Source organism: Microbacterium aurantiacum, from assembly GCF_031625015.1.
GTDB lineage: Bacteria > Actinomycetota > Actinomycetes > Actinomycetales > Microbacteriaceae > Microbacterium > Microbacterium aurantiacum.
In genome coordinates this window covers 1,066,383-1,090,233 of record NZ_JAHWXH010000001.1, presented here as the reverse complement: position 1 = coordinate 1,090,233, position 23,851 = coordinate 1,066,383, and the positions used below count along the sequence as shown (strand labels likewise).

Here is a 23,851-nt window from a genome sequence, read left to right as displayed (position 1 = left end):
GCCCGCGTCGGCCCGCGCTACTCCTCCGGCATCGGCGTGCACCCGTCGGGCGGGAGGTTGCCGGCGATCGTGAAGTCCTCGCAGTTCAGGAAGTAGGGGTGCAGAAGGCCCAGCACGAATGCGACGACCGCCACTCCGAGCACCACCACGGTGATCAGCCACTTCGTTCCCGCACTCATCTCATGGGCGAAGTCCGGCCAGACGATCCGCACCAGCACCCAGAGGGTGAAGGGGAGCCCGATCAGCACGGCGAGGAGCGCCGCGACGTCGATGAGCAGGATGAAGATGTCCTCCTCTTCGTCGTTGATGACGAACATGAGGATGATCAGCGCCGTCGGCAGCAGCAGGAGGAATGCCCGCAGCAGCCGCACACCCACGGGCCGCCGCTCGACGAGGACGAACACGAATGCCGCCGTCGAGGCCGCCCAGAGCGCCAGGATCTGCGTGTAGAAGATCTCACCCCACACTCCGACGGTGAACGCGGGCCACCAGACGACGAGTGACATGCCGACCATGACCACGCCGATCGGCACGTCCCGGCGACGTCGGTGGAGGGTGGCGGCATCCGTTTCGCTCACAGCCGCACCGTAGCAGTACCCGCCCTCAGCCTCGGAGCTGCGCCGCGAGATACCGGGCGGGTTTCAGCGACAGCCTCGGCTCGGCCGCCCGGAGCGCGTGGATGGCGCGCAACTCATCCGACGCCTCCACACCCGCGTCGGCGATGACATCACGCGCCCACTCCCTCGCCCGGACCACCGCTGACCCCGTGTCGTCGGGGAAGATCTCCGCCAACTCCCGTCGCGGATCCGCGCTGTCTCCCCACAGGAGTTTCTCGAACGATGCCATGGTGCTCCCTCCGGTGAACGATGCACCTCCAGCGTGCGTCACCCGCGCACCGCCCCGCATCCGTCTCACGGGGGATGTCCGCGTCCTTCCTCCCCCGTACCGTGGAGGGATGCCTGGACCCCTTCTCGAGCCGCCGATCGGGCGTGAGCCGGCAACCATCCGGGACGTGCGCGCGGACGCCCTGCTCGCCGCCGTGCTCCTGATCTCGGCGATCGTCAGCACGGCACTCAGCGCAGCATCCGGCATCTACGGCGTCGACCCGCCCGCGATGCAGTGGGTCCTGCTCTACGCCGCCGGCCTCACCGTTCCCCTCGCCCTCCGGCGCATGTACCCCGAGATCGTCGCGATCGTCATCGCCGTGGTGTTCTTCGTCGGGATCAGCGCCCGCATCCCCGAGGTCTACGTCGGCAACATCGCCATCTTCATCTCGATGTACACCGTCGGCGCGTGGGTGGACAACCGCCGCCGAGCCCTCCTCGTCCGCTCGGGGATCATCGTCGGGATGTTCGTCTGGCTGATGGTCACGACGTTCCAGTCCGCCATCGACCCGAGCGACGACGGGCTCTCGCGCGAGGGGATCCTCTCGCCCTGGCTGTCGTTCATGCTCATCCAGTTCCTCGTGAACATCGCGTTCTTCGGCGGCGCGTATTACATGGGCGATCGGGCATATGCCGCGGCGATGGAACGGCGAGTGCTCACCTTCCGCACTCTCGAGCTCGAGCGCGAGCGCGAGCGCACAGCCGCGCAGGCGGTCGCCCTCGATCGTGTCCGCATCGCTCGCGAGCTCCACGACGTCGTCGCCCACCACGTCTCCGCCATGGGGGTCCAGGCGGGCGCGGCGCGCGCCGTCCTTGATCGCGATCCGGATGCCGCACGCGGAGCCCTCCGCCAGGTGGAGGCCGAAGCCCGCGAGGCGCTGACCGAGCTCCGCCACCTCCTCGAAACGCTTCGCACCTCGGATGCCGACGCCGATGATCCGGGCGACACCCTCGACGGATCGATCCTCCGACTCGACGCGCTCGACGACCTCGTGGCGCACGCCGCGGCGCACGGGCTCCCCACCTCGATCGAGCGGATCGGCGCCCCCCGTCCTGTTCCCGAGACGGCCCAGGTGAACCTCTACCGCATCACGCAGGAGGCCCTCACGAACGCGCGGCGCCACAGCGGTCCCGGCGCGACCGCGGAGGTGCGCGTGCGGTACGGGCAGACGGATGTCGAGATCGAGGTGACCAGCACCGGTCGCGCGCCGGTCGAGGTGCGTCCGGGCCTCGGCCTGCTGGGCATGCGCGAGCGCGCCGCCGCCTCCGGAGGCACCCTCGAGGCGGGACCGCGCGCCCGCGGCGGTTTCCTCGTCCGGGCGCGCATCCCTCTTCCCGCGAGCACCGCACCGGAGACCGCTTCGGTCCCCGCCCTCACGACTGATTCCCGGGAGGTGACCTCATGACCGCGACCGCCGCGCCGCTGCGGGTCCTCCTCGTCGACGACCACGCCGTCGTCCGCACCGGCTTCCGCATGATCCTCGAAGCCGCCGGCATCGAGGTCGTGGGCGAAGCCGCCAACGGAGCGGATGCCGCGGCCTCGGCATCCGCTCTCCGCCCCGACGTCGTGTGCATGGACGTGCAGATGCCCGGCGTCGACGGGATCGAGGGCACCCGCCGGATCGTCGCCGACGAGACCCTCGACACCGCGGTCGTGATCGTGACGACCTTTGATCGCGACGACTACCTCTTCCAGGCCCTGCAGGCGGGGGCGAGCGGGTTCCTCCTGAAGAACGCCGATCCGGACGACCTCGTCACCGCCGTCCGCGTCGCCGCCGCCGGCGACGCGCTGCTCGCGCCCGAGGTGACCCGTCGCGTGATCGCGCGCTTCGCCCCGAACACGGCCCCCGCCGCGATGTCCGCGAACGCGGCCCCCGCGAACCCCGCAGGCCTCGGGAGGGCGCCGTCCGGCGCACCCGCGCCGAGCGCCGCCCCGGCCGTCATCCCCGACCTCACCGAGCGCGAGCGGGAAGTGCTCGCGCTCGTCGGTCAGGCGCTCAGCAACGCCGAGATCGCCCAGCGCCTCTACATCGGCGAGGCGACGGTGAAGACCCACGTCTCCAACGTGCTGCAGAAGCTCGGGGCGCGCGACCGGGTCGCCGCGGTGGTCTACGCCCACCGGCACGGACTGGTCTGACGCGCCCCGAGCCGCTCGAGGATCCGGGGGGGATCCGTCGGCGTCACGCCGAGGCGGGGACGCGGGCGTAGCGGTCGACGAGGGCACCGAAGGCCTCGAGGTACGACACGAGGAACTCCGCCGTCTGGTCGTTGGTGACCTCGCCGGCATCCGTGAACAGACCCGGCGTGGTCTGCACGTACCCCTCGGGCTGACCGAGGGTCGGGGCGTTGTAGTGGCTGAGGATCGCCTTCAGGTGCTGCTGCGCGGCGGCGGTGGCGATACCGCCCTGCGAGGTGCCGATGACGGCGGTGGGCTTGCCGTCGAACGAGCCCTGACCCCACGGACGCGCGGCCCAGTCCAGCGCGTTCTTCAGCACGCCCGGGATCGAGCGGCTGTACTCGGGCGTGACGATGATCACACCGTCGACCTCGTCGATGGCGTTCTTGAACTCGGTCGCCACGGCCGGGTAGTCGGCGTCGTGGTCGGGCGAGTAGAACGGCAGGTCCTTGATCGGGATCTCCACCAGCGTCGTGCCGGCGGGCGCGAGACGCTCGAGCGCCTTGGCGAGGCGCCGGTTGATGGAGGTCGACGAGATGCTGCCGACGATGTAGCCGATGGTGCGGTCGCTCATGGATACTCCTTGCTCGGAAAACGAACGACGTCCACGGCGGAGACCACCGTGGACGTTCCACGAGGCTCGAACCACCCCTCCCCCGCGTCTATTCCCGTGAATGAAGCCCTCTCCCCTCCCCGGGGGATGTCGGATCTCCCCCGCCGGGCGGAGGTGCCCGGAGGCCGCCCTCCCTAGCGTGGAGTCATGCTCGCCGAACCCGGCGGAGCGCGAGTCTCAGGAGGAGAAGATGCTGCAGCTATCGGGCGTCACCAAGAACTACGGCAGTCGCCGGGTGCTGGACGACGTGTCCTTCACTGTCAAGCCCGGTCGACTCACCGGCTTCGTCGGCGGCAACGGCGCGGGGAAGACCACGACGATGCGCATCGTGCTCGGCGTCCTCGGCAAGGACGGCGGGTCCGTCACCCTCGAGGGGGCCGACGTCACCGCCGCCGACCGCCGCCGCTTCGGCTACATGCCCGAAGAGCGCGGGCTCTACCCGAAGATGAAGGTGCTCGAGCACATCGTCTACCTCGCGCGGCTGCACGGCTTCACGAAGACGGATGCCGAGGCACGCGGCCGCGCCCTGCTCGAGCAGCTCGGACTCGGCGAGCGCCTCGGCGACAACGTCGAGACCCTGTCGCTCGGAAATCAGCAGCGTGCGCAGATCGCCGCGGCTCTCGTCCACGACCCCGAGGTGCTGATCCTGGACGAGCCGTTCTCGGGCCTCGACCCGCTCGCGGTCGACGTCGTCGCCGGGGTCCTGCAGGACCGCGCGGCGCAGGGGACCGCCGTGCTCTTCTCGTCCCACCAGCTCGACGTGGTCGAGCGCCTGTGCGACGAGCTCGTCATCATCGCCGGCGGAACGATCCGCGCGGCCGGCGAGCGCGAGGCGCTCCGCGCCCAGCACGCGAACCGCCGCTTCGAGCTCGTCTCCGCGGGCGACGCGGGGTGGCTCCGCGACCAGCCCGGCATCGAGGTCCTCGACTTCGACGGCGGCTACGCCGTCTTCGACGCCGACAGCGACGACGCCGCGCAGCGGGTGCTGCGCGACGCCCTCTCCCGCGGCGATGTCGCGAGCTTCGCGCCGCAGCATCCGTCCCTCGCCCAGATCTTCAAGGAGGTCATCCGATGAGCACCGCCACCCCCGCAGCGCCGTCCACCGCTCAGAGCGTGTGGCTGGTCGCCGAACGCGAGATCGGCTCGAAGCTGCGCAGCAAGGCCTTCGTCATCTCGTCGGCGATCCTCATGCTCGTCTCGCTCGCCGGTGTCATCTGGGCCGGCTTCGCCGCCGGGTCTTCGAGCGAGACCCCCGTCGCCGTCACCTCCGATTCGGCGCGCTACGTCGAGCAGGTGCCGAACCTCGAGCTCACTCAGGTCTCGTCGCGCGGCGAGGCCGAAGAGCTCGTCCGCGCCGGGGACGTCGACGTGGCGATCCTCGCCGACCCGGCATCCCCCGTCGGATTCTCGGTGCTCGGTGACGAGAGCGTCTCGTCGACCCTGCTGATGCAGTTCGCGCAGGTGCCGACGGTGGAGCTGCTGCAGCCGCAGGACGGCGTCGCCGCCCTCGGGTTCATCGCCGCGATCGGATTCGGTGTGGTCTTCCTCTTCGCCGCGTCGATGTTCGGCGGCACGATCGCCCAGAGCGTCGTGGAGGAGAAGCAGACCCGCGTGGTGGAGCTCCTCATCTCCGCCGTCCCGGTGCGGGCGTTGCTGGCCGGAAAGGTGATCGGCAACACGATCCTCGCGATGGGGCAGATCTTCGTCCTCGCCGCGATCGCGGTGGTCGGGCTCACGGTGACCGGGCAGACCGCACTGCTCCAGGGGCTCGGGGCGCCGATCGCCTGGTTCGGGGTGTTCTTCCTCTTCGGGTTCGTGCTGCTGGCATCCCTCTTCGCCGCCGCGGCGTCGATGGTGTCGCGGCAGGAGGACATCGGGTCGACCACGACGCCGCTCACCATGCTCGTGATGGCGCCGTACTTCCTGGTGATCTTCTTCTTCGACAACCCGCTGGTGCTGGGGATCATGTCGTACGTGCCGTTCTCGGCACCGGTCGGCATGCCGATGCGGATCTTCCTCGGCGACACCCAGTGGTGGGAGCCGCTGCTGTCGCTGGCGATCCTCGTCGTGACCTGCATCGCAGCGATCGTGGTCGGCGCGAAGATCTACCAGAACTCCCTCCTCCGGATGGGCGCGCGCGTGAAGCTCCGCGAGGCGCTCTCCCGGTAACCCGGGTCGGCGCCGCCGCCGCGGCGGGCCGAACTCCTCCTGTGGGGGCCGATTCTGCACAGAATCGGCCCCCACAGCCGTTCTCCGCGCGGATCTGAGGAGTTCGGTACGGGGCCGGCCGCGCACCCGGGGCGTAGCAGGCCTGACGGATGACGCAAGGCCCGCGCGCGCGGCGGGGGTGACGGCTTATCGTGAAGCATGACCGCACGCATCCTGTCGATCGGCACCGCGACTCCGCCGACGACGATCCGCCAGGAGCAGATCCGCGACTTCTTCGCCGCGCAGCCGAGCGCCGACCGGCTGACACAGCGCCTCATCCGCGCGACCTTCGACGCCGCGCAGATCGACCACCGTTTCACGGTCATCCCGGAGCTCGGCGAGCCCGGGGCATCCGGGCTCTTCGTCGACGAACACGGGGTGCTCCGCGCCCCCGGCACGGCGCTCCGCAATGCCGAGTACATCCGCCACGCGCCCGACCTCTCGCGCCGGGCCGCCGAGGCCGCCCTCGCGGAGGCGGGCGTCTCCGCCTCCGACGTCACCAACGTGATCACGGTCTCGTGCACCGGATGCTTCGCCCCCGGCCCCGACTTCCGTCTCGTCCGCGATCTCGGTCTCGCCGTGTCCACCGAGCGCTACCACCTGGGGTTCATCGGGTGCGCCGCGGCGTTCCCCGCCCTTCGCGCGGCCGAGCGGTTCTGCGCCGCGCGGCCCGACGCCGTCGTCCTGGTGGTGTGCACCGAGCTGTGCAGCCTGCACGTGCGCCCGAACACCACGCCCGACCAGATCGTGTCGTCGTCGGTGTTCGGCGACGGGTCGGCGGTGGCGGTCATCACGGCGGCTGCCGGCGACCGACCGGGCCTCGACCTCGACCGCTTCGCCACCACCCTCACCGACGAGGGCGAGAGCGACATGGCCTGGACGATCGGCGACGACGGATTCGAGATGATCCTCACCGCCGAGGTCCCGCGCATCATCGGCCGCGAGATCCGCGGCGCCGTCGACGCGTTCCTCGGCGACGCGCACCCCGATGCGTGGGCCGTGCACCCCGGCGGTCGGAGCATCCTCGATCGCGTCGAGAGCGGTCTCGAGCTCGACCCGTCCGCCCTCGCCGCGTCCCGCGACATCCTGCGGCGATACGGCAACATGTCCAGCGCCACGGTGATGTTCATCCTCCGTGCGCTCCTGCACGACCCCGATCTGCCGACGGATGCCGTCATCGCCGGTCTCGCGTTCGGCCCGGGCCTCTCCGTCGAGTCGGCCCTGCTGACGGTCCGCGGGGCCCGACCCGCGAACGCACCCGACGATCTCGACACCGCAGCGCGCGCGTTGACGGCGACGGCATGAGTCTCACCGCGCGCGCTACCGCCCTCCGCGAGCTGATGGACGATCCCGACTGCGATCCGGAGCGCCTGCGCGCGACGCTCCGCCGCTTCGACACGGTCAACCGGCTCGTCTCGGGGTGGGGCGGGGTTTACACCCGGCGCATCCGACCGTTCCTCGCCGGACTCGGCCGCCCCGCGCGCGTCCTGGACCTCGGATGCGGTGGCGGCGACGTCGTCGTGCGCCTCGCCCGGATGGCCGCCCGCGACGGGATCCCGGCCGGATGGGTCGGCGCCGACCCCGACGCGCGCGCGATCGAGGTCGCCGCCGCACGCGACGCCCCCGGGACCGTCCGTTTCACCCGCGCGGACAGCACCGCCCTCCTCGCCGCGGGCGAGCGCTTCGACCTCGTGGTGTCGAATCACGTGCTCCACCACCTCGACACCGCAGCCCTCGTTTCCTTCACCGCCGACTCGCGCGCCCTGGCCACGGGCCTCGTCCTCCACGGCGACATCGCCCGGAGCCGCCTGGCGTACGCCCTGTACGCCGTCGGCATCACCCCGCTCCAGCGCGGGACGTTCCTCCGCACCGACGGTCTCCGCTCGATCCGCCGCAGCCACACGCCCGCCGAGCTCCAGCGCGTCCTGGACGCCGAGAGCCCGCGGACGTGGCGCGTCGCCACCCCGGCACCGTTCCGCCTCCTCGCCGAGAGCCGGCCGGGATTCGAAACGGCTCACCGAGCCGAAGGGGGATCCAGTGACTGACGTGCTGATCGTGGGCGCCGGACCCGTGGGGATGCTGCTCGCGGGCCTCCTCTCGCGGGAAGGTGTGGACGTCGAGATCTACGAGCGTCGCCCGGCGGCCGGCGACGGAACCCGGGCGATCGGGCTCCACGCGCCCGCCCTCGCCGCCCTGGAGACCTCGGGGCTGACGGACGAGCTCCTCGCCTCCGCCGCACGCGTCGATCGCGGAGAGGCGCGCGCGGGCGCCGACCTGCTCGGTACGGTCCGCTTCGACCGGCTCCGCACGCGCTTCCCGTTCGTCGCGACCCTCCCGCAGGCCGAGACCGAGCGGATCCTGGCCGCCCGCGCCCCCGAACCGCTCCGCGGTGCCCACGTGATGGCGCTCGATCCGCGCGGCGACCACGTGCGCGTGCGCGCCGGCGTCGGCGGGCGCCCCACCGAGCTCGCCGCCCCGATCGTCGTGGTCGCGTCGGGGGCGTGGGGACGCGACCTCGTCTACCGTTCCGACGCCCTCGCGCGCCATGAGTACCCGGACCGCTACCTGATGACGGATGCCGCAGCCCCCGCCGACGACGACCCCACCACCGCGCGGGTGCACCTCGACCGCGACGGCGTGATGGAGTCGTTCCCCCTGCCGGGGGGCATCCGCCGGTATGTGGCGTGGGATCGGAACGCCCCCGACGCCGTCGAGGCCGACGCCCCGGAAGACACCGACACCGACCGTGCGCAGCGGCTCCGTGATGCCGTCGCGCGTCGCGGCGAGCCGGACGCCGCGGCGGAGATCACCACCGCGACCGCGTTCGGCGTGCGCCGCGTCATCGCTCCGGCGCTCCGCCGCGGACGCCTCCTCGTCGTCGGCGACGCCGCGCACGAGGTGAGTCCGATCGGCGGTCAGGGCATGAACCTGGGGCTTCTGGACGCCGCGACCCTCGCGCCGCTCCTGACGTCCTGGGTGCGCTCCGGCGCGGCGCCCGAGGCGGCTCTCGCCCGATGGGAACAGCGCCGCGTCGCCTCCGCACGGCACGCCGCGCGCCTCGCCGCGCTCAACACCGCACTCGGACGCCCGCTCGGTCCACGCGCCGATGCGCTCCGCCGCGCGGCTGTGCGCACCATGCTCGGGCCCGCGGCCGGCCAGACCTTCGCCCGCGCGTACGCGATGGGCTTCGACCGCGACGCCTGAGCCCTCGGCGCCTGAGCCCGCTCAGCCGGTGACGACGAGCTGCACGGCGAGGAGGAGGGCTGCGAGCATCGTGAGGCGGAACAGAACCCGGTGCGGGCTCCGCGTGAGCGCGAGCACGACCGCGGCGACGGCGACGACGGCCACCGCAGCGAAGAACGCCCACGCCACGACGGGGATGACCGGCGCGGCCCCGGCGATGACCGGGCCGACGAGCACCGCGGTGGCCCCGACGAGGATGCCGAGCGCGGCGAGGACCGTCGACACACGCGCCCCGAGCCGGTGGGGAAGCCCACGGATGCCCGTGCGCGCGTCGTCCTCGAGGTCGGGGAGCACGTTCGTGAGGTGCACGGCCGCGCCCAGGGCCGCACCGGCGGTGCTCACCCAGACGGGGGCGAGCGTGCCGCCCGGCGCCGACAGCGTCGCGAACGACGGGAAGAGCCCGAAGCTCACGACGAAGGGGACGAGCGAGAACGGTGTCGCCTTGAGCCTGGCGTTGTACGCCCATGCCGAGGCGAGCGCCACGGCGTGAGCGGCGAGCATGCCCGCGCCGAGCGGCACCGACAGCGCCAGCGCCAGCCCCAGCGCGATGAACGCCGCCGTCCACGCAGCCCGCTCGGAGACCTCCCCCGTCGCGATCGGCTTGTCGGCGCGTCCGACCGCGCGGTCGCGCGCCGCGTCGATCGCGTCGTTGGAGATGCCGACCGACACCTGACCGGCGAACACGGCGACACCGAGCAAGGCGAGGCGCCCGGCATCCACTCCTGCCGCCACACCGAGCGCGACGGCGAGCACCGTGACGACGAGGGTCGGCCCGGGATGGGTGGAGCCCCAGAGCCCGCGCACCAGCATGTGTCGACCGTACCGTCGGCGGCCGCCCGTCGCGCCCGTCGCGCCTGACGGCTCAGTCCTCGAGCAGCTCCGCCTCGATCACGTCGTCGTCCGCGTCCACCGACGTGCCCCCGCCGGGCGGAACCGCCGGGCCGTCGCTGGAGAGCGCGAGCTGCGCCCCCGACGCGTCGACGTCCACCCGCACGAGGTCGCCGTCGCGGACTCCGCCGGACAGCAACGCCATCGCGAGGCGGTCCTGGATCTCGGACTGGATGAGGCGACGGAGCGGCCGAGCCCCGAACACCGGGTCGTACCCGCGCTCGGCGAGCCAGGCCCGCGCGTCCGGAGTGACAGCGAGCGTCAGGCGCCGATCCTTGAGGCGCCGCTGCAGGGCATCGACGGTGAGCTCGACGATCTGCGAGAGGTCGTCCTCGGTGAGCGCCTGGAAGATCACGATGTCATCGAGACGGTTGACGAACTCGGGCTTGAAGGCCTGGCGGACGAGCGCCTGCACCTGGTCGCGCTTGACGTCCATCGACAGCGTCGGGTCGATGAGGATCGGCGAGCCGAGGTTGGAGGTCAGGATCAGGATGACGTTCTTGAAGTCGACCGTCCGACCCTGCCCGTCGGTGAGGCGCCCGTCGTCCATGACCTGCAGGAGCACGTCGAAGACCTCGGGGTGGGCCTTCTCGACCTCGTCCAGCAGCACGACCGAGTACGGCCGCCGCCGCACGGCCTCGGTGAGCTGACCGCCCTGCTCGTAGCCGATGTATCCGGGAGGGGCTCCGACCAGGCGCGAGACGGAGTGCTTCTCGCCATACTCCGACATGTCGATGCGGACCATGGCGTGCTCGTCGTCGAAGAGGAACTCCGCGAGCGCCTTCGCCAGCTCCGTCTTGCCGACACCGGTGGGGCCGAGGAAGAGGAACGAACCGGTGGGACGGTTCGGGTCGCTGATGCCCGCGCGCGAGCGACGGACGGCATCCGACACCGCCTTCACGGCCTCCTTCTGGCCGATCAGGCGCTTGCCGAGCTCGGCCTCGAGGTGGAGCAGGCGCTCGGTCTCGCCCTGGAGCAGCCGGCCGACCGGAATGCCGGTCCACGCGGCGATCACGGCGGCGATGTCCTCGTCGGTGACCTGGTCGTTGACCATGCGCTCGCCGGTCGGCTCCTCGCGCTCGGCGATGACGAGCTGACGCTCGAGCGCCGGGATCTCGGCGTACAGCAGCCGCGACGCCTTCTCGAGGTTGCCCTCGCGCTGGGCGCGCTCGGCCTCCATGCGGGCAGCGTCGAGCTGGGTCTTCAGGTCGCCGACGCGGTTGAGCGACGCACGCTCGCGCTCCCAGCGCGCCTGCAGCTCGTCGAGGCGCTGCTGCTCGGACGCCAGGGTCTCGCGCAGGGTCGCGAGGCGCTCCTTGGAGGCGTCGTCCTTCTCCTTCTTCAGCGCGAGCTGCTCGAGCTTGAGGCGATCGACGTGGCGGCGGAGCTCGTCAATCTCGAGCGGCGCCGAGTCGATCTCCATCCGCAGGCGCGAGGCGGCTTCGTCGATGAGGTCGATGGCCTTGTCCGGCAGCTGACGGCTGGGGATGTAGCGGTGCGAGAGGGATGCCGCGGCCACGAGGGCGGCGTCCGCGATGGCGACCTTGTGGTGCGCCTCGTAGCGCTCCTTGAGCCCGCGCAGGATCGCCACGGTGTCCTCGACACTCGGCTCGCCGACGTAGACCTGCTGGAAGCGACGCTCGAGGGCGGCATCCTTCTCGATGAACTCGCGGTACTCGTTGAGGGTCGTCGCCCCGATGAGGCGCAGCTCGCCGCGGGCGAGCATCGGCTTCAGCATGTTGGATGCCGCGACCGACCCTTCCCCGCCGCCGGCGCCCATGAGCACGTGCAGCTCGTCGATGAAGGTGATGATCTTTCCGTCGGACTCGGTGATCTCCTTGAGGACGCTCTTCAGGCGCTCCTCGAACTGGCCGCGATACATCGCGCCGGCGACGAGCGCCGAGATGTCGAGCGTGACCAGCTCTTTGTCCTTGAGCGACTCGGCGACGTCACCCGCGACGATGCGCTGGGCGAGGCCCTCGACGACGGCGGTCTTGCCGACGCCGGGTTCGCCGATGAGGACGGGGTTGTTCTTCGTGCGGCGGGTGAGCACCTGGCTGACCCGTCGGATCTCGCTGTCCCGGCCGATGACGGGGTCGAGCTTGCCCGCGCGTGCGCGGTCGGTGAGGTTGATCCCGAACTGCTCGAGGGCGCTCTGCGCCTCCTCCTGCCCAGGCATCTGCGTGGCGTTCATGTCTTCTCCTGAAATCTCTGCCGACTCAAAGTTGAGTCGCGCTGGCTCAACTTTAGCACCGCGCGTGAGTGGGCGCCAGACCCCGCCGACGTTCCCCCGGCGTCCCGCCCGTGTTCACGCACCCGCCCCACACCGTTCATCCGATCCCGGGAGCGTCGGAAGGCGCCCTCCCGAGGCGCACGATGAAGGAGCCCCATGTCTTCCCCCCGCCCCCGCAGAGCGATCGCCGCCCTCGCCGCCGCGCTCTCCCTGCTCGCCGCCCCGCTCGTCGCCGCCGCCCCCGCGGCGGCCGCCGACACCCCGACCGTCCGCATCACCGAGGTGTTCCAGGACAACGACGCGATCGCCGACTCGGTCGAGCTGTACAACTCCGGCGCAGCGCCGGTCGATCTCTCGGGCTGGCGCCTGAAGGACGACAACGACACACGGACGCTCGCAATCGCCGCCGGAACCGTCCTCGCCCCGGGCGCCTACCTTCACGTCACCGTCGACGACGACTCCGAGGCCGGGTTCGGACTCGGCCGGGCCGACGAGATCCGCGTCTTCCTCGCCGACGGCACGACCCTCGTCGACCGCTTCGCGTGGACCGATCACGCCTCGACGTCCTACGGCCTGTGCGGAGACACCTTCGTCGTGATGCCGGTCAGCACGCCCGGCGCCGAGAACGTCTGCGCCCCGCCCGTGGCGGGCAACGTGGTCCTCAACGAGATCGCCCCCGCGGGATGGGTCGAGCTCACCTCGATCGGCACTCTTGCCGTGGATCTGTCCGGCGCGACCCTCGCCGACGCCTCCGGCGCGACGCTGGCCACCGTCCCCGCCGGCACGACACTGGAGCCTGCCGCATTCCTGAGGGTGCCCGCCGAGGGCGCGATCGACCTCTCCGGAGGCACCGTGCGCCTGCTCGACGGAACGGTCGAGGCCGACTCCCACACCTTCACCGGGACGGCCGTCGTCGGCCGTTGCCCGGACGGCGTCGGCTTCTTCGAACCCGTCCGCGCCGCGACCGCGGCCGCCGCGAACGACTGCACCGCTCCCGAGCTCCCGGCGATCGTCGTGAACGAGGTCGAGACCAACAACGGCGTTCCCGGCGACTGGATCGAGTTCGTCAACATCGGCGAGACGGATGTCGATCTCTCGGGCTTCGTCGTCCGCGACAGCGACGACAGCCACGTCGCGGTGATCCCCGACGACTCCGTGATCCCCGCCGGCGGCTTCTGGGTCGCGGAGGAGAGCTTCCTCGGCTACGGCCTGGGGGTCAACGACTCCGCCCGTCTGTATCTCCCGGGCGGCTTCACGCTCGTCGACGAATACGTGTGGACGGCGGTGCCCGGCGGCACGCACGCCCCGACGACGTTCGGCCGCTGCCCCGACGGCACCGGCGACTGGACCGTGACGACCACCCCCACCAAGGGCGCCTCGAACGACTGCGCCCCGCCCGTGCGGCTGAACGAAATCGAGAGCTCCGGAGACGCGGCGGGGGACTGGGTCGAACTGGTCAACCTCGGCGTCTCTCCGATCGACATCTCGGGCTACACACTCACCGACACCAGCACCAATGGCCCTCTGACGATCCCGACCGGCACGACGCTCGGCGCGGGCGCCTACCTCCAGGTGGTCGTCGAGCAGGCGTTCGGACTTGGCGCGAACGACGCGGTGACCCTCGCGGACGCGTCCGGCGCCCAGCTGGACACCACCGCGTGGACCGCGCACGCCGCCGTCACCTGGGCACGCTGCCCGGACGGCACCGGCGCCTTCGCGCAGAGCGAGGTCGCGACGCCCGGGGCCGTCAACGCGTGCGCCGGCGACGTGGTGACCGAGGCCTGGCCGGGCGCGGCGACGGTGACCGTCTCCGACCCCGCCGATCTGTTCACCTCCGACATGTCGGGGCTGGCGTTCTCCGCGGACGGCGACACGCTCTGGGCCGTCGACAACGGAGGCGGCATCCTGCACCGACTCGTCCGCGAGGGTGCGCAGTGGACGCCCGCGCCGGGCTGGACCGGGGGCGCGACCCTGCGCTACCCGGATGGCACGGGCACCGTGGATGCCGAGGGTGTCGCCGTCGTCGGCGCGGAGGCGTTCGTCGCGTCCGAGCGCAACAACGCCGCGAGCGGTGTGAGTCGCCCGTCGATCCTGCGCTACACGCCGGGAACGACGGCCGGAGAACTCACCGCGACCGGCGAATGGAACCTGGTCGCCGACCTGCCGACGGTGGGCGCGAACGCGGGGCTCGAGGGCATCGCATGGATTCCGGATGCCGTGCTCGTTGCCGGGGGATTCACCGATGAGATTACGGGTGCCGCCTACGACCCGGCCTTGTACCCCGGACACGGAGACGGCCTGTTCTTCGTCGGGTTGGAGGCGAACGGCACCGTGTACGCCTACGCCCTGGATCTCGCGGGGGACGGCTTCACGCGCGTGGCCACCGTCGACAGCGGGTTCCCCGCCGTCATGGAACTCGAGTACGACGCGGCTTCCGGTGCCCTCTGGGCGCTGTGCGACGACACGTGCGACGGTCGCAGCGCGGTGCTCGAGCTGACCCCGCTGGAGGACGGCGCCACGCAGACCGCGTTCACGGTGACGCGGGTGCAGGACCGCCCGGCGGACATGCCGAACCTCAACAACGAGGGGTTCGCGCTCTCCCCGGTCTGCGCGGACGGCTTCCGCACCGCGGTGTGGGCGGACGACGGCGACACCGGCGGCCACTCCCTGCGCGACGGGTCGGTCGCGTGCACGGATGCCGGCGAGGAACCGACGCCGACGCCGACCCCGGGTGACGGCGGCGTCACGCCGACGCCGAGCCCCTCGGCCGGCGCGGGTGGATCCGGCACCACCGGATCGGACCCGGCGCTCGCCGTGACCGGTTCGGAGGCACCGGCGGGCCTCCTCGCCCTCGGCGTGCTCCTGTCGATCGCCGGCCTGGCTGCGGCCGTCGTCGCCCGTCGCACGCGCGCGTCGCGCGAGGTCTGATCAGACCGCGACATCCTCCCGCTGCTTCGCCTGCGTCGACCCGTCGACGCAGGCGAAGCGCATTCTGTACGCGGTCGGGGTTGTGCCGAGCGTGCGGGCGAAGTTCTGCCGCAGCACCGCGGCCGAGCCGAAGCCGCACTCGTCGGCGATGCGGTCCAGGCCCCAATCGGTGCGCTCGAGCAGTCGCTGCGCGTGGAGGATCCGCTGCCGCCCGAGCCACGCCGCCGGCGTCGCACCGAAATCGGCCTTGAACCGGCGAGCGAACGTGCGGGCCGACATGTGGGCACGCGCCGCGAGCTGGTCGACCGACAGGTCTCGGTCGAGGTTCTCCACCATCCAGTCCGCGACGGGTGCGAGCGAGTGCGAGGCGGCGACGGGCAGCGGGTGGGCGATGAACTGCGCCTGTCCGCCGTCACGCTGGGGCGGCACGACCATGCGGCGCGCGATCTGGTTCGTCGCCTCCGGGCCGAGCTCCTGGCGGAGGAGGTGCAGGCACGCGTCGAGCCCGGCCGCGGTTCCCGCGCTGGTGATGACGCGCCCGTCCTGCACGTAGAGCACGTCGGGGTCGACGGAGATCGCGGGGTACATCTCCGCCATCGTGGCGGCGTACCTCCAGTGCGTCGTCGCCCGGCGCCCGTCCAGCACGCCGGACGCCGCGAGCACGAACGACCCGCTGCAGACGCTCAGCACCCACGCGTCGCGGTCGACCGCGCGCTGGATCACCGCGGCGATGCGCGGGTCGATCGCACCCCAGCTCGCGCGGGGCACCGGCGTGACGACGACGAGATCGGCCTCGTCGGCGAAGGAGAGGTCGTGCTCGACCGTGATCGAGAACGACATGTTGCTGCGGATGAGGCCCGGTTCGGCGGCGACGATGCGGAAGTCGAAGTTCGGGATGCCGTCGTCCGAGCGGTCGAGGCCGAACGCCTCGCAGGCCAGGCCGAACTCGAACGGCGCGAATCCGTCTTGGACGATGACGGCGACGGTCTCCATGACGCTCCTCGCGACTCGGTGGCAGTTTTCGTGCGACAGAGCTTCATCCTGCCACCCCGCGCGCCCGATCGACACCCGGGAAGGGCTATAGGCGGCTGGGCCGGGAGATGTCGGATCGCGACGTGACGGTGTCGCCGGAGAGCCAGCGGAGCCACAGCGACCCCGGATCGCCCTCCAGCACGAGGGCGCGGACGGCGAGGGTGAGCGGGATGGAAAGGATGGCCCCGAGCGGTCCGATGATGAACGTCCAGAAGATCACGGAGAAGAAGCTCAGGGTCAGGCTGAGGCTCACCGCGTCGCTGACGAACTTCGGCTGGATCAGCACCTGCAGCGTGACGTTGACGACGCAGTAGATCGCCACGACGGCGAGGGCGAGCGGCCACCCGCCGACGACGAGCGCGAGGAGCGCGGGCGGGACGAGACCGATCACGAAGCCGATGTTCGGGATGAAGTTCGTCACGAACGCGAGGATCGCCCACACCGCCGGCGCCGGAACCCCGAGGGCCCACAGGGCGAGGCCGTCGATGATCGCGACCACTGCACCGAAGCTGGCGTTGACGACGTAGTAGCGGCGCACGCCGATGTTGAACCGCTGGAAGCGGCGGAGCGGTCCGCCGGCCGTCGCGCCGAAGGCCCGCTGCGCGTGCCCGTAGCGGGCGCCGTCCGCGGCCATGAAGATCACGTACGCGATCACGAAGAACAGCGCGGTCAGCACGCCGATCGCCGTGCCGCTGAGAGACGTCACGAACGACAGGATCGTCGAGGGCTGCAGCAGCGAGGCCGCGGCATCCGACGCCTGCTCGTCCAGCCCCGCGGTGCCGAGCCAGGAGATGACCGACTGCGCGGTGGCCTGCAGGTCGTCGGCGTAGTCGGTCACGAGCCGCACGAACTGTACGCCGGCGAAGTACAGCAGCCACCCGAGCACGCCGAGGATGAGGTATGCGACGACGATGACACCGGTCGTGGCGGCCCAACGGGGCCACCCGAGCCTTTCGAGCGGATGCCGCACCGGGTGGCAGATGATGACAATGACCGCCGCGAGCACGAGCGGTCCGACGATGTCGCGTGCGACGAAGAGACCGGCGAGGACGACCACCGCCGCGGCGAGGCCCACCAGGACCCGCAGGCTCGGGGAGAGCACCGGTGGCGGGGGCGGGGGGCTCGCCGCCGGCATCACCGGGGCGGGGTGCGTCCGGGCGCGGCCGCGAAACGGCCGGAACGGACGTGGTCGACGCTGTTCCTCGCTCATCCTCGAACTCTATTGCCGATCGCGGTATGGCAGTTTTCCTCTGCTCGGCGTCCTTTCTGCCAGTAGTGACAGAAAACGGATACCCATAGCTTTTCTGCCATGATCCTCGTCATCCTTCTCGCCGCCCTCGCCGTGATCGCCGTCGTCGGAACCGTCCGCGCCCTCATGACCGACGGCTACCGCCGTGTGCCGACCGAGTGGTCGCGGGTTCCGTGACCCCGGCTGCCCGGACCTCGCATCAGCCGCGGAGGACGCGCGCGTAGACCTCGACCATCGCCGCGGTGCGCGAGCTCTGCCGGAAGCGCTCGCGCACGGCGGGGTTCGCCGGCACCGCCCGGCCGGCGCCGATGTCCTCGACCGCCTGCCGGAGGGTGCAGGCGAGAGCGTCGATCGAGGGGTCCGGGGCGTCGGGCGCGGCATCCGCTCCCCCGCCGACGGCCCAGAAGCCGGTGCCGAGCTCGCGCGCGATGTCGGGGTCGCTGATGATCGAGGGCGTGCCGAGCGCGGCCGCCTCGAAAGGGGTCATCCCCTGCGTCTCGAATCCGATGGAGGTCTGCACGAGCGCGTCCGCCGCGCGCAACCGCGCGAGCGAGTCGACGTACAGGCGGCGACCGGCGAAGACGACGGATGCCGTGGGCTTCAGCCGTGCGACGAGGCGCTCCGCCGCGCGGCGCTGACCGCCGCCGCCGAGCACCTCGACGCGCGCGCGGATCCCCGACCTCGCGACGGCCTCGAGGAAGGGCAGCAGGCGCTTCTCCGGGCTCATGCGTCCCATCCAGACGAGCAGGGGCCCGGCATCCGGTCTTTGCGACGACCCGTGCTCCTCGGCGAGCGCGGCGCCCAGGACGTCGTCGTCGATGCCGTTCCAGATCACGTCGACGCGCGGCGCCACCCCGTGGGCTTCGAGCCGTCGGGCGAAGTGCGCGGACGGCGCGGTGACGGCATCCGACTGCAGGGCGAGGCGACGGAGGTAGGCCCACCCGTCGTGCCCGCGCGGGACGCCTCCGACAGCGCGCCGCTCCCACGCCCGCAGGGCGCGGCGCTCCCACGCGTTCAGGACCCGGAGCACCGTCCCCGGGAACGGCGTGGTCGCCTCGATGCCGACGTCGACGCGGTTGTGCAGGGTCTGGACGACGGGGAACCCGTGCCGCTCGGCGAACCGGTGCCCGATGAAGGCCCCCCAGAAGTCGGCCTGCACGTGCACGATGTCGACCGGCGGGCGGCGTCTCATCGCCCGGTCGAGCCACACATCGGTGCGCCGCCCCGGCCACGTCAGGGAGTACTCGCGGTCGGGCGTGATCGGCGCCGACGGCAGGTCCACGAACGCGTCGTCGGGAGCCACGGCGCGCCCGCGCGGACCGTGCATGCGCGGGGCGACGACGGTCACGGTGTGACCGGCGCGCTCCAGGAACCGGCGCTGCAGACGCATCGACACCTGCGCCCCGCCGAAGGACTCGACGTGCTGGTCGCCGAAGAACACGACGTGCACGGGACGCGCCTACGCCGGCAGGGGCTCGTCGCGATACAGCGCCTCGAAGGTCTCGAGCGTGCGTCGGATGTCGTGGACCTTCACCCCGTCGAGGGAGGCCTTCTGCATGCGCTCCCGCTCGGCAGGGCTCAGCGTGAGCACCGCGGAAAGCTTCGCGGCGAGATCGTCCACGTCGCCCGGACGGAAGAGGTACCCGTTCTCGCCGTCGTGGACGAGGTGCGGCAGGGCGACCGCGTCGGCGGCGACCACGGGGAGACCCGACGCCATCGCCTCCATCGTGGCGATCGACTGGAGCTCGGCGATCGAGGCGATGACGAACGCCGAGGCGTGGGTGAGGAACCCGCGGAGCTCCGCGTCGGTGGTGTGACCGTGGAACCGCACGCGGTCGGCGATGCCGAGCTCCGCGGCCAGCTGCTCGAGGTTGCGCCGCTGATCCCCGTTGCCGACGACGTCGAAGCTCACCGCGAGCGCGGGGTCGAGCGCCGCGATCGCGCGGAGGATGACGTCGATCTGCTTCTCGGTGGTCAGGCGCCCGACGAAGACGAGACGGTTCGCATCCCGCGGACCGAGATCGGCGGTGTACTGCGCGGCGTCGATCCCGCAGCTGATCGGGATGACCGAGGAGACGTCGATCGTCTGCTCGAGGAAGGTCGCGGCGTTCCGGGTCGGCGTGGTCACGGCGCGCGTCATCGCGAAGGTCCGCTGCGCATCGGCCCACGCGAGCTTCACGACGACGCGGTTCAGCGCATCGGGCAGCAGTGTGAAGTCGAGGATGTTCTCGGGCATGACGTGGTTCGTCGCGATGACCGGGATGCCGCGCTTGCGCGCCTCGCGGGCGAGGCCCCGTCCGATGACGATGTGCGACTGGATGTGCACGACATCCGGCTGGACGGTGTCGAGCACCTTCCGCGCGTAGTGCTTCGAACGCCACGGCAGCACGAAGGTCAGCCAGTCGTGCGGGAGGTACCGGTACGACGGCAGGCGGTGCATCGTCATCGGCTGCCCCTCGATCACCTCCGTGCGGGTCCCGTGGTTGCGGCGACCGTCGCTCGGGGCCATGACGTGGACATCGTGGCCGCGCGCGACGAGGCCGGCAGCGAGCCGCTCGGCGAAGCGCGCGGCTCCGTTGACGTGCGGGAGGAAGGTGTCGGCGCCGATGAGGATCCTCAACGGGCGCCGGGAGGCGGCGGTGTCGTCGGTCGTCGCAGGGTCGGTCACGTGTGCGGGGCCTGTCTGTGCGGCGGAGCGCTCGGGGGATGGCTGAGGCGCGGTCCCACTGTACCGGAGGGGTTCAGACTCGCCGTTTAGGCTGGGGCGATGTCCCGACTCGACGCGCACGCCGACACGTCTCTGTGGGTTCCGGTGACCGGATCCTTCGGGTTCCGAGGACGTCGTCACCGGAAGGCGGCGATCCGGATGCTGCTCACCCAGGCGAACTCGGCGATGGGCGCAACCGAGCGACCCGGGAGCTCGGTGGCCGCGTGGGCGGCGAGCCAGGCCGCGCCGCTGCTGATGCGGCGCATGGCGGGGCGGATGCTCGTGTGGGTGTGGAAGGCCGACCCCGAGCTGGGCGTGGTCATCGCCCAGCTGCAGGAGGCGACTCCCCAGGTGCGGGCGGCGCGGGCGATGATGCCGATGGAGTACGACGACACCGAGGATTTCCGGAGCCCGCACCTCGGCACCGGCGAGAAGCTCGAGCTCCCCTTCGGCGCGCCGAACCCGATGGACCCGGAGCGGCGCGGCTCACCGACCGCGACCTACACGTGGGACACCGGCAGCCACCTGGTGACGGTCTCGGCGATGTCGCCCGACCGCGAGCGGTTCGGGATCTTCATCTCCTCCGTCGACGACCTGGTGCGCACGCTCCGGGTCGTCGACGACCTTCCCGCGGGCGAGACGCCCGGCATGCTGCGCATCGACCCGGCCTGAGCCTCAGCGCGCGGTCGGATGCAGCTCGACCGTGGTCTCCGGGAGCAGGCCCAGCTCGACGGCGCGCGCGACGGCGGCGCTGCGCCCCTGCACCCCGAGCTTGCGGTAGATGTGCGACACATGGGTCTTGATGGTGTTGACCGAGACGTAGCAGCGCTGCGCGAGCTCGACGTTGGTCAGCCGTGTCGGAAGGTAGGCCAGCAGCTCCTGCTCGCGTGAGGTCAGGGGTTCCGCGAGGAGACCCTCGCCGCGCGTCGAGCGTCGGCGTGCACGCTCGAGCACCCGGCGTCGGAACGCGCCCGGGTTCTCCGGAAGCCCCGCCACCAGCGCGAGGACCGCGGGGCCTGCCCGCAGGAATCCGTGCACGAGCCCCTCGCGCTCGCCGATCGCGAGCGCCGCACGAAGGTGCTCCTGGGCCGGTGCGCCGCGACCCGCCTCCGCCGCGGCCCACGCCCGACACAGCTCGTACTCCACCACCGCCGTCGGCTCGGCCGTCGTGACGTCGATCGCCAGCTCGTCCAGGCGTGCGCGCGCCGCAGCGGAGTGACCGCGCGCGAGGAGCGCGGCGACCTCCTCGAACGCCAGCGACGACCAACGGGCCTGGCGCGGGATGGCGGCGAAGGGCTCGCCGGCTTCCCGCGCGAGACGGTATCGGACGACCTCCATGATGACGCGCGCGAGGGGAACGGGCACACTCTCGGGAGCCGCCCGATCGACGGTGGAATCCAGGTCCACCAGGCGACCCACGGCGTACCCCACCCAGACCAGGGAGGTCCGCCGGTTCGCCTCCGCGCGCCGCATCCCCTCCTCCCAGACCAGAGCGCCCTGTTCCGGCTCGCCGCGCTGGACCGCGACGACCGCCCGCGCGAGATAGGCGTCGGCGGGCGCGGGGTGCGCGAGCAGATCGGTGTCGGCGGCCAGTGACAGGGCATCATCGGCGAGGTCCTCGGCGAGACGCAGATTACCGGCGATCGCCTCCAGAAGCGCGAGCGAGCCCAGCGTGTGCACGCGGTACGGCGGGTACTGACCCCCGGGCGATGCGGCCGCACGACGCAGCCAGGTCCGTGCCTCTCCGAACCGGCCGAGGAAGAACAGCGCCCGGCCGCCGCCGACCAGCGCCAGGGTCCGCAGCAGCGTCGGGTGCCCGAGACCCATCAGGGGCGGCGTGACGAGATCCGACCGGTCGTCCATCATCTCCAGCACACGGCGCGCCTCGCCGAGGTACAGCTCCGGATGCGGACGGAACTGCACGGCCGCGGCGATGTAGGTGCGCAGCACCAGCTCCACTCCGGCATCCACTCCGTCCAGGAGCAGCGACCGGGCCACCGCCTCGGCCTCCGCCGCGTTGCTCGACATGCCGAGGCTCACCGCGTACAGCGCTTCGGCGTGCTCGTTGCGGCGGCGGATGTCGGGCGGCACGGCGGCCAGCCATCGCGCCAGCGTCGCAGCGTGCCCCCGCTCGTAGACCTCCCGCCCCCGTCCGAGGATGAGCGCGAGCGCGCGGTCCCACGCATGGGCGCGCAGGAGGAGGTCGATGGCGACCGCGCTGCCGCCCTCGGCGATGAACCAATCGGCGGCGCGCCCCAGGAGGACCTCTTCCGCGCGCGAATCCTCCGCGCGCAGGCGATAGCGCAGAACGTCGCGGATGAGGTGATGGAACCGGTACCTACCGGAAGAGCCCTCCACGGGCGCGACGAACAGCGACTCCCGCACGAGCGAGCGGAGGAGCTCCTCCCCGCCGCCGACCTGGTCGAGATCGCCGCCGCCGCAGAGGGCCTCGGCGAGGGGCCCGGTCAGCTCGTCGACGACCGACAGGCACAGCAGTGCGCGGCGGCGACCGTCGGGCAGGGCGGCGAGCACCTCCTCGGAGAGGTAGTCGACGACGAGACGGTCGCTCTCGGCGAAGGCGTCGGCGAGGGCATCCGGGTCGGCTCCACCCCGGAAGCGCAGACTCAGACCGGCGAGTTGGATGCCGGCCGCCCACCCCTCGGTCCGCTCGCGGATCGCCCGCACCGCGTCGACCGGCACGGTCTCTCCAGCGATGGCATCGAGCACGCGGGCGGTCTCGACGTCGTCGAGCGCGAGATCGGACTGGCGGATCTCGACGAGCGCATGCTCGAGGCGGTGGGTGCTCCATCGGCGTCCCGGGTCGACCCGGGACGAGACGATCATGTGCGCGTGGGGCGGCAGTCGCTCGGCGAGACGCCACAGATCGTCGGCGATCTCGCGGCCCGGCAGCAGGTGCAGGTCGTCGAAGACCAGAACGATCTCCCCCTCGTACTCCGTCAGCGCCACCACGAGCGAGTCGATGAGTCCGACGCCGAGTCCTCCTCGCGCCTCGCCGAGCGGAGCGGCGAGATCGGCGAGCGCCGGGTGCTTCGCCCCGAGACCCGCGACGAGTCGCTGCGCGAAATGGGCGGGATCGGCATCCGCGGGGGTGAAGTGGTACCAGTCGACGCTCAGATCGGGACGGCTGTGCACCCACTGCGCGAGGAGCACAGTCTTCCCCGAGCCCGCCGGCGCGATCAGCAGGGTCAGCGGTGAGCGCGCGCCCACGTCGAGGCGTCTCCGCAACCCCGGTCGGTCCACCGCGTGCGGAGGGGCAGGATGCGTATCGGGCATCGTGGGCCTTCCGAGTTCCCCTTGCTCGTGGGGGGAATCATCCCACACGGGTGACGGCCGATCGAGGGCGATCCGGGCATCGTTGCGCTATCCATACCCGCGCATCGCGCGCCCCGCCGGGAAGGAGCACCCATGACCGAGCACGTGGTGGACGTCGTCGTGCGCGGAACGATGGGTCCGTCCCTTGTGACCGCCCTCGACGGGTTCCGCGTCAGCGACCGCGGCGACGGCACGAGTTCGATCCGGGGGGCGGTGGTCGATCAGCCCGCGCTCCTCGGGCTCCTGCGGATGCTCGACGACCTCCGCATCGAGGTCGTCTCGGTCAACCGCGTCGCCGTGGACTGATCACCCCGGCGGGGTGACGACCTCCGGGGGCTTGGAACGTAGATTCCGATC

20 protein-coding genes are annotated in these 23,851 nt (G+C 71.7%); 10 read left to right on the top strand and 10 right to left on the bottom strand.

Going from position 1 to position 23,851, the window contains the following annotated elements; all coding sequences use genetic code 11:
* Nucleotides 1-17 precede the first annotated feature (17 nt).
* Nucleotides 18-578 (bottom strand): hypothetical protein, encoded by a 561-nt coding sequence (locus tag KZC50_RS05165; RefSeq protein ID WP_310890856.1) that lies wholly within the window; start codon nucleotides 576-578, stop codon nucleotides 18-20.
* Between the two features lie 25 nt (nucleotides 579-603).
* Nucleotides 604-846 (bottom strand): hypothetical protein, encoded by a 243-nt coding sequence (locus tag KZC50_RS05160; RefSeq protein ID WP_310890855.1) that lies wholly within the window; start codon nucleotides 844-846, stop codon nucleotides 604-606.
* 109 nt (nucleotides 847-955) lie between these two features.
* Here KZC50_RS05160 and KZC50_RS05155 point away from each other — a divergent pair, with 109 nt between their 5' ends.
* Nucleotides 956-2,290, top strand: a complete 1,335-nt coding sequence (locus tag KZC50_RS05155) for a sensor histidine kinase (protein ID WP_310890854.1) — start codon at nucleotides 956-958, stop codon at nucleotides 2,288-2,290.
* The gene (locus KZC50_RS05150; protein WP_310890853.1) at nucleotides 2,287-3,021 is read left to right on the top strand and encodes a response regulator; all 735 of its coding nucleotides are present in this window, start codon (nucleotides 2,287-2,289) and stop codon (nucleotides 3,019-3,021) included. Before KZC50_RS05155 ends, KZC50_RS05150 begins: the two co-directional genes overlap by 4 nt.
* Before the next feature lie 43 nt (nucleotides 3,022-3,064).
* Here KZC50_RS05150 and KZC50_RS05145 read toward each other — a convergent pair whose 3' ends face one another.
* Nucleotides 3,065-3,634: an NADPH-dependent FMN reductase gene (locus tag KZC50_RS05145; RefSeq protein WP_053546926.1), complete on the bottom strand. Its 570-nt coding sequence runs from the start codon at nucleotides 3,632-3,634 to the stop codon at nucleotides 3,065-3,067.
* 229 nt (nucleotides 3,635-3,863) lie between these two features.
* Here KZC50_RS05145 and KZC50_RS05140 point away from each other — a divergent pair, with 229 nt between their 5' ends.
* The 5 genes from KZC50_RS05140 to KZC50_RS05120 all read left to right on the top strand — a co-directional run bounded on the left by KZC50_RS05140 (nucleotide 3,864) and on the right by KZC50_RS05120 (nucleotide 9,085).
* On the top strand, nucleotides 3,864-4,748 hold the full coding sequence (locus KZC50_RS05140; RefSeq protein WP_310890852.1) for an ABC transporter ATP-binding protein: 885 nt from the start codon (nucleotides 3,864-3,866) through the stop codon (nucleotides 4,746-4,748).
* Nucleotides 4,745-5,842, top strand: a complete 1,098-nt coding sequence (locus KZC50_RS05135; protein WP_310890851.1) for an ABC transporter permease — start codon at nucleotides 4,745-4,747, stop codon at nucleotides 5,840-5,842. Before KZC50_RS05140 ends, KZC50_RS05135 begins: the two co-directional genes overlap by 4 nt.
* Nucleotides 5,843-6,040: 198 nt before the next feature.
* Nucleotides 6,041-7,186, top strand: a complete 1,146-nt coding sequence (locus KZC50_RS05130; protein ID WP_310890850.1) for a type III polyketide synthase — start codon at nucleotides 6,041-6,043, stop codon at nucleotides 7,184-7,186.
* Entirely contained in the window at nucleotides 7,183-7,926 is a 744-nt protein-coding gene (locus tag KZC50_RS05125; protein ID WP_310890849.1) for a methyltransferase domain-containing protein, read from the top strand. Before KZC50_RS05130 ends, KZC50_RS05125 begins: the two co-directional genes overlap by 4 nt.
* Nucleotides 7,919-9,085 (top strand): FAD-dependent oxidoreductase, encoded by a 1,167-nt coding sequence (locus tag KZC50_RS05120; protein WP_310890848.1) that lies wholly within the window; start codon nucleotides 7,919-7,921, stop codon nucleotides 9,083-9,085. Before KZC50_RS05125 ends, KZC50_RS05120 begins: the two co-directional genes overlap by 8 nt.
* A 21-nt stretch (nucleotides 9,086-9,106) precedes the next feature.
* Here KZC50_RS05120 and KZC50_RS05115 read toward each other — a convergent pair whose 3' ends face one another.
* On the bottom strand, nucleotides 9,107-9,934 hold the full coding sequence (locus KZC50_RS05115) for a UbiA family prenyltransferase (RefSeq protein ID WP_310890847.1): 828 nt from the start codon (nucleotides 9,932-9,934) through the stop codon (nucleotides 9,107-9,109).
* 52 nt (nucleotides 9,935-9,986) lie between these two features.
* Nucleotides 9,987-12,206, bottom strand: coding sequence for an ATP-dependent Clp protease ATP-binding subunit (locus KZC50_RS05110; protein ID WP_301134029.1), 2,220 nt, complete (start codon nucleotides 12,204-12,206; stop codon nucleotides 9,987-9,989).
* A 195-nt stretch (nucleotides 12,207-12,401) separates the two neighbouring features.
* Between KZC50_RS05110 and KZC50_RS05105 the strand changes: the two genes are divergently transcribed.
* The gene (locus tag KZC50_RS05105; RefSeq protein WP_310890846.1) at nucleotides 12,402-15,173 is read left to right on the top strand and encodes a lamin tail domain-containing protein; all 2,772 of its coding nucleotides are present in this window, start codon (nucleotides 12,402-12,404) and stop codon (nucleotides 15,171-15,173) included.
* Here KZC50_RS05105 and KZC50_RS05100 read toward each other — a convergent pair whose 3' ends face one another.
* From KZC50_RS05100 to KZC50_RS05085, 4 genes are all read right to left on the bottom strand, one after another.
* Entirely contained in the window at nucleotides 15,174-16,166 is a 993-nt protein-coding gene (locus KZC50_RS05100) for a GlxA family transcriptional regulator (RefSeq protein ID WP_310890845.1), read from the bottom strand.
* Nucleotides 16,167-16,251: 85 nt separating this feature from the next.
* Entirely contained in the window at nucleotides 16,252-17,415 is a 1,164-nt protein-coding gene (locus KZC50_RS05095) for an AI-2E family transporter (protein WP_310890844.1), read from the bottom strand.
* Between the two features lie 238 nt (nucleotides 17,416-17,653).
* On the bottom strand, nucleotides 17,654-18,904 hold the full coding sequence (locus tag KZC50_RS05090) for a glycosyltransferase (protein ID WP_310890843.1): 1,251 nt from the start codon (nucleotides 18,902-18,904) through the stop codon (nucleotides 17,654-17,656).
* Between the two features lie 9 nt (nucleotides 18,905-18,913).
* Nucleotides 18,914-20,122 (bottom strand): glycosyltransferase, encoded by a 1,209-nt coding sequence (locus KZC50_RS05085; protein WP_310890842.1) that lies wholly within the window; start codon nucleotides 20,120-20,122, stop codon nucleotides 18,914-18,916.
* 99 nt (nucleotides 20,123-20,221) lie between these two features.
* Here KZC50_RS05085 and KZC50_RS05080 point away from each other — a divergent pair, with 99 nt between their 5' ends.
* Nucleotides 20,222-20,833 (top strand): hypothetical protein, encoded by a 612-nt coding sequence (locus tag KZC50_RS05080; protein WP_310890841.1) that lies wholly within the window; start codon nucleotides 20,222-20,224, stop codon nucleotides 20,831-20,833.
* A gap of 3 nt (nucleotides 20,834-20,836) precedes the next feature.
* Here the strand turns inward: KZC50_RS05080 and KZC50_RS05075 are convergent, their stop codons facing one another.
* On the bottom strand, nucleotides 20,837-23,389 hold the full coding sequence (locus KZC50_RS05075; RefSeq protein ID WP_310890840.1) for a winged helix-turn-helix domain-containing protein: 2,553 nt from the start codon (nucleotides 23,387-23,389) through the stop codon (nucleotides 20,837-20,839).
* A gap of 198 nt (nucleotides 23,390-23,587) precedes the next feature.
* Between KZC50_RS05075 and KZC50_RS05070 the strand changes: the two genes are divergently transcribed.
* The gene (locus tag KZC50_RS05070) at nucleotides 23,588-23,800 is read left to right on the top strand and encodes a DUF8691 family protein (RefSeq protein WP_310890839.1); all 213 of its coding nucleotides are present in this window, start codon (nucleotides 23,588-23,590) and stop codon (nucleotides 23,798-23,800) included.
* The last annotated feature ends 51 nt before the right edge of the window (nucleotides 23,801-23,851 follow it).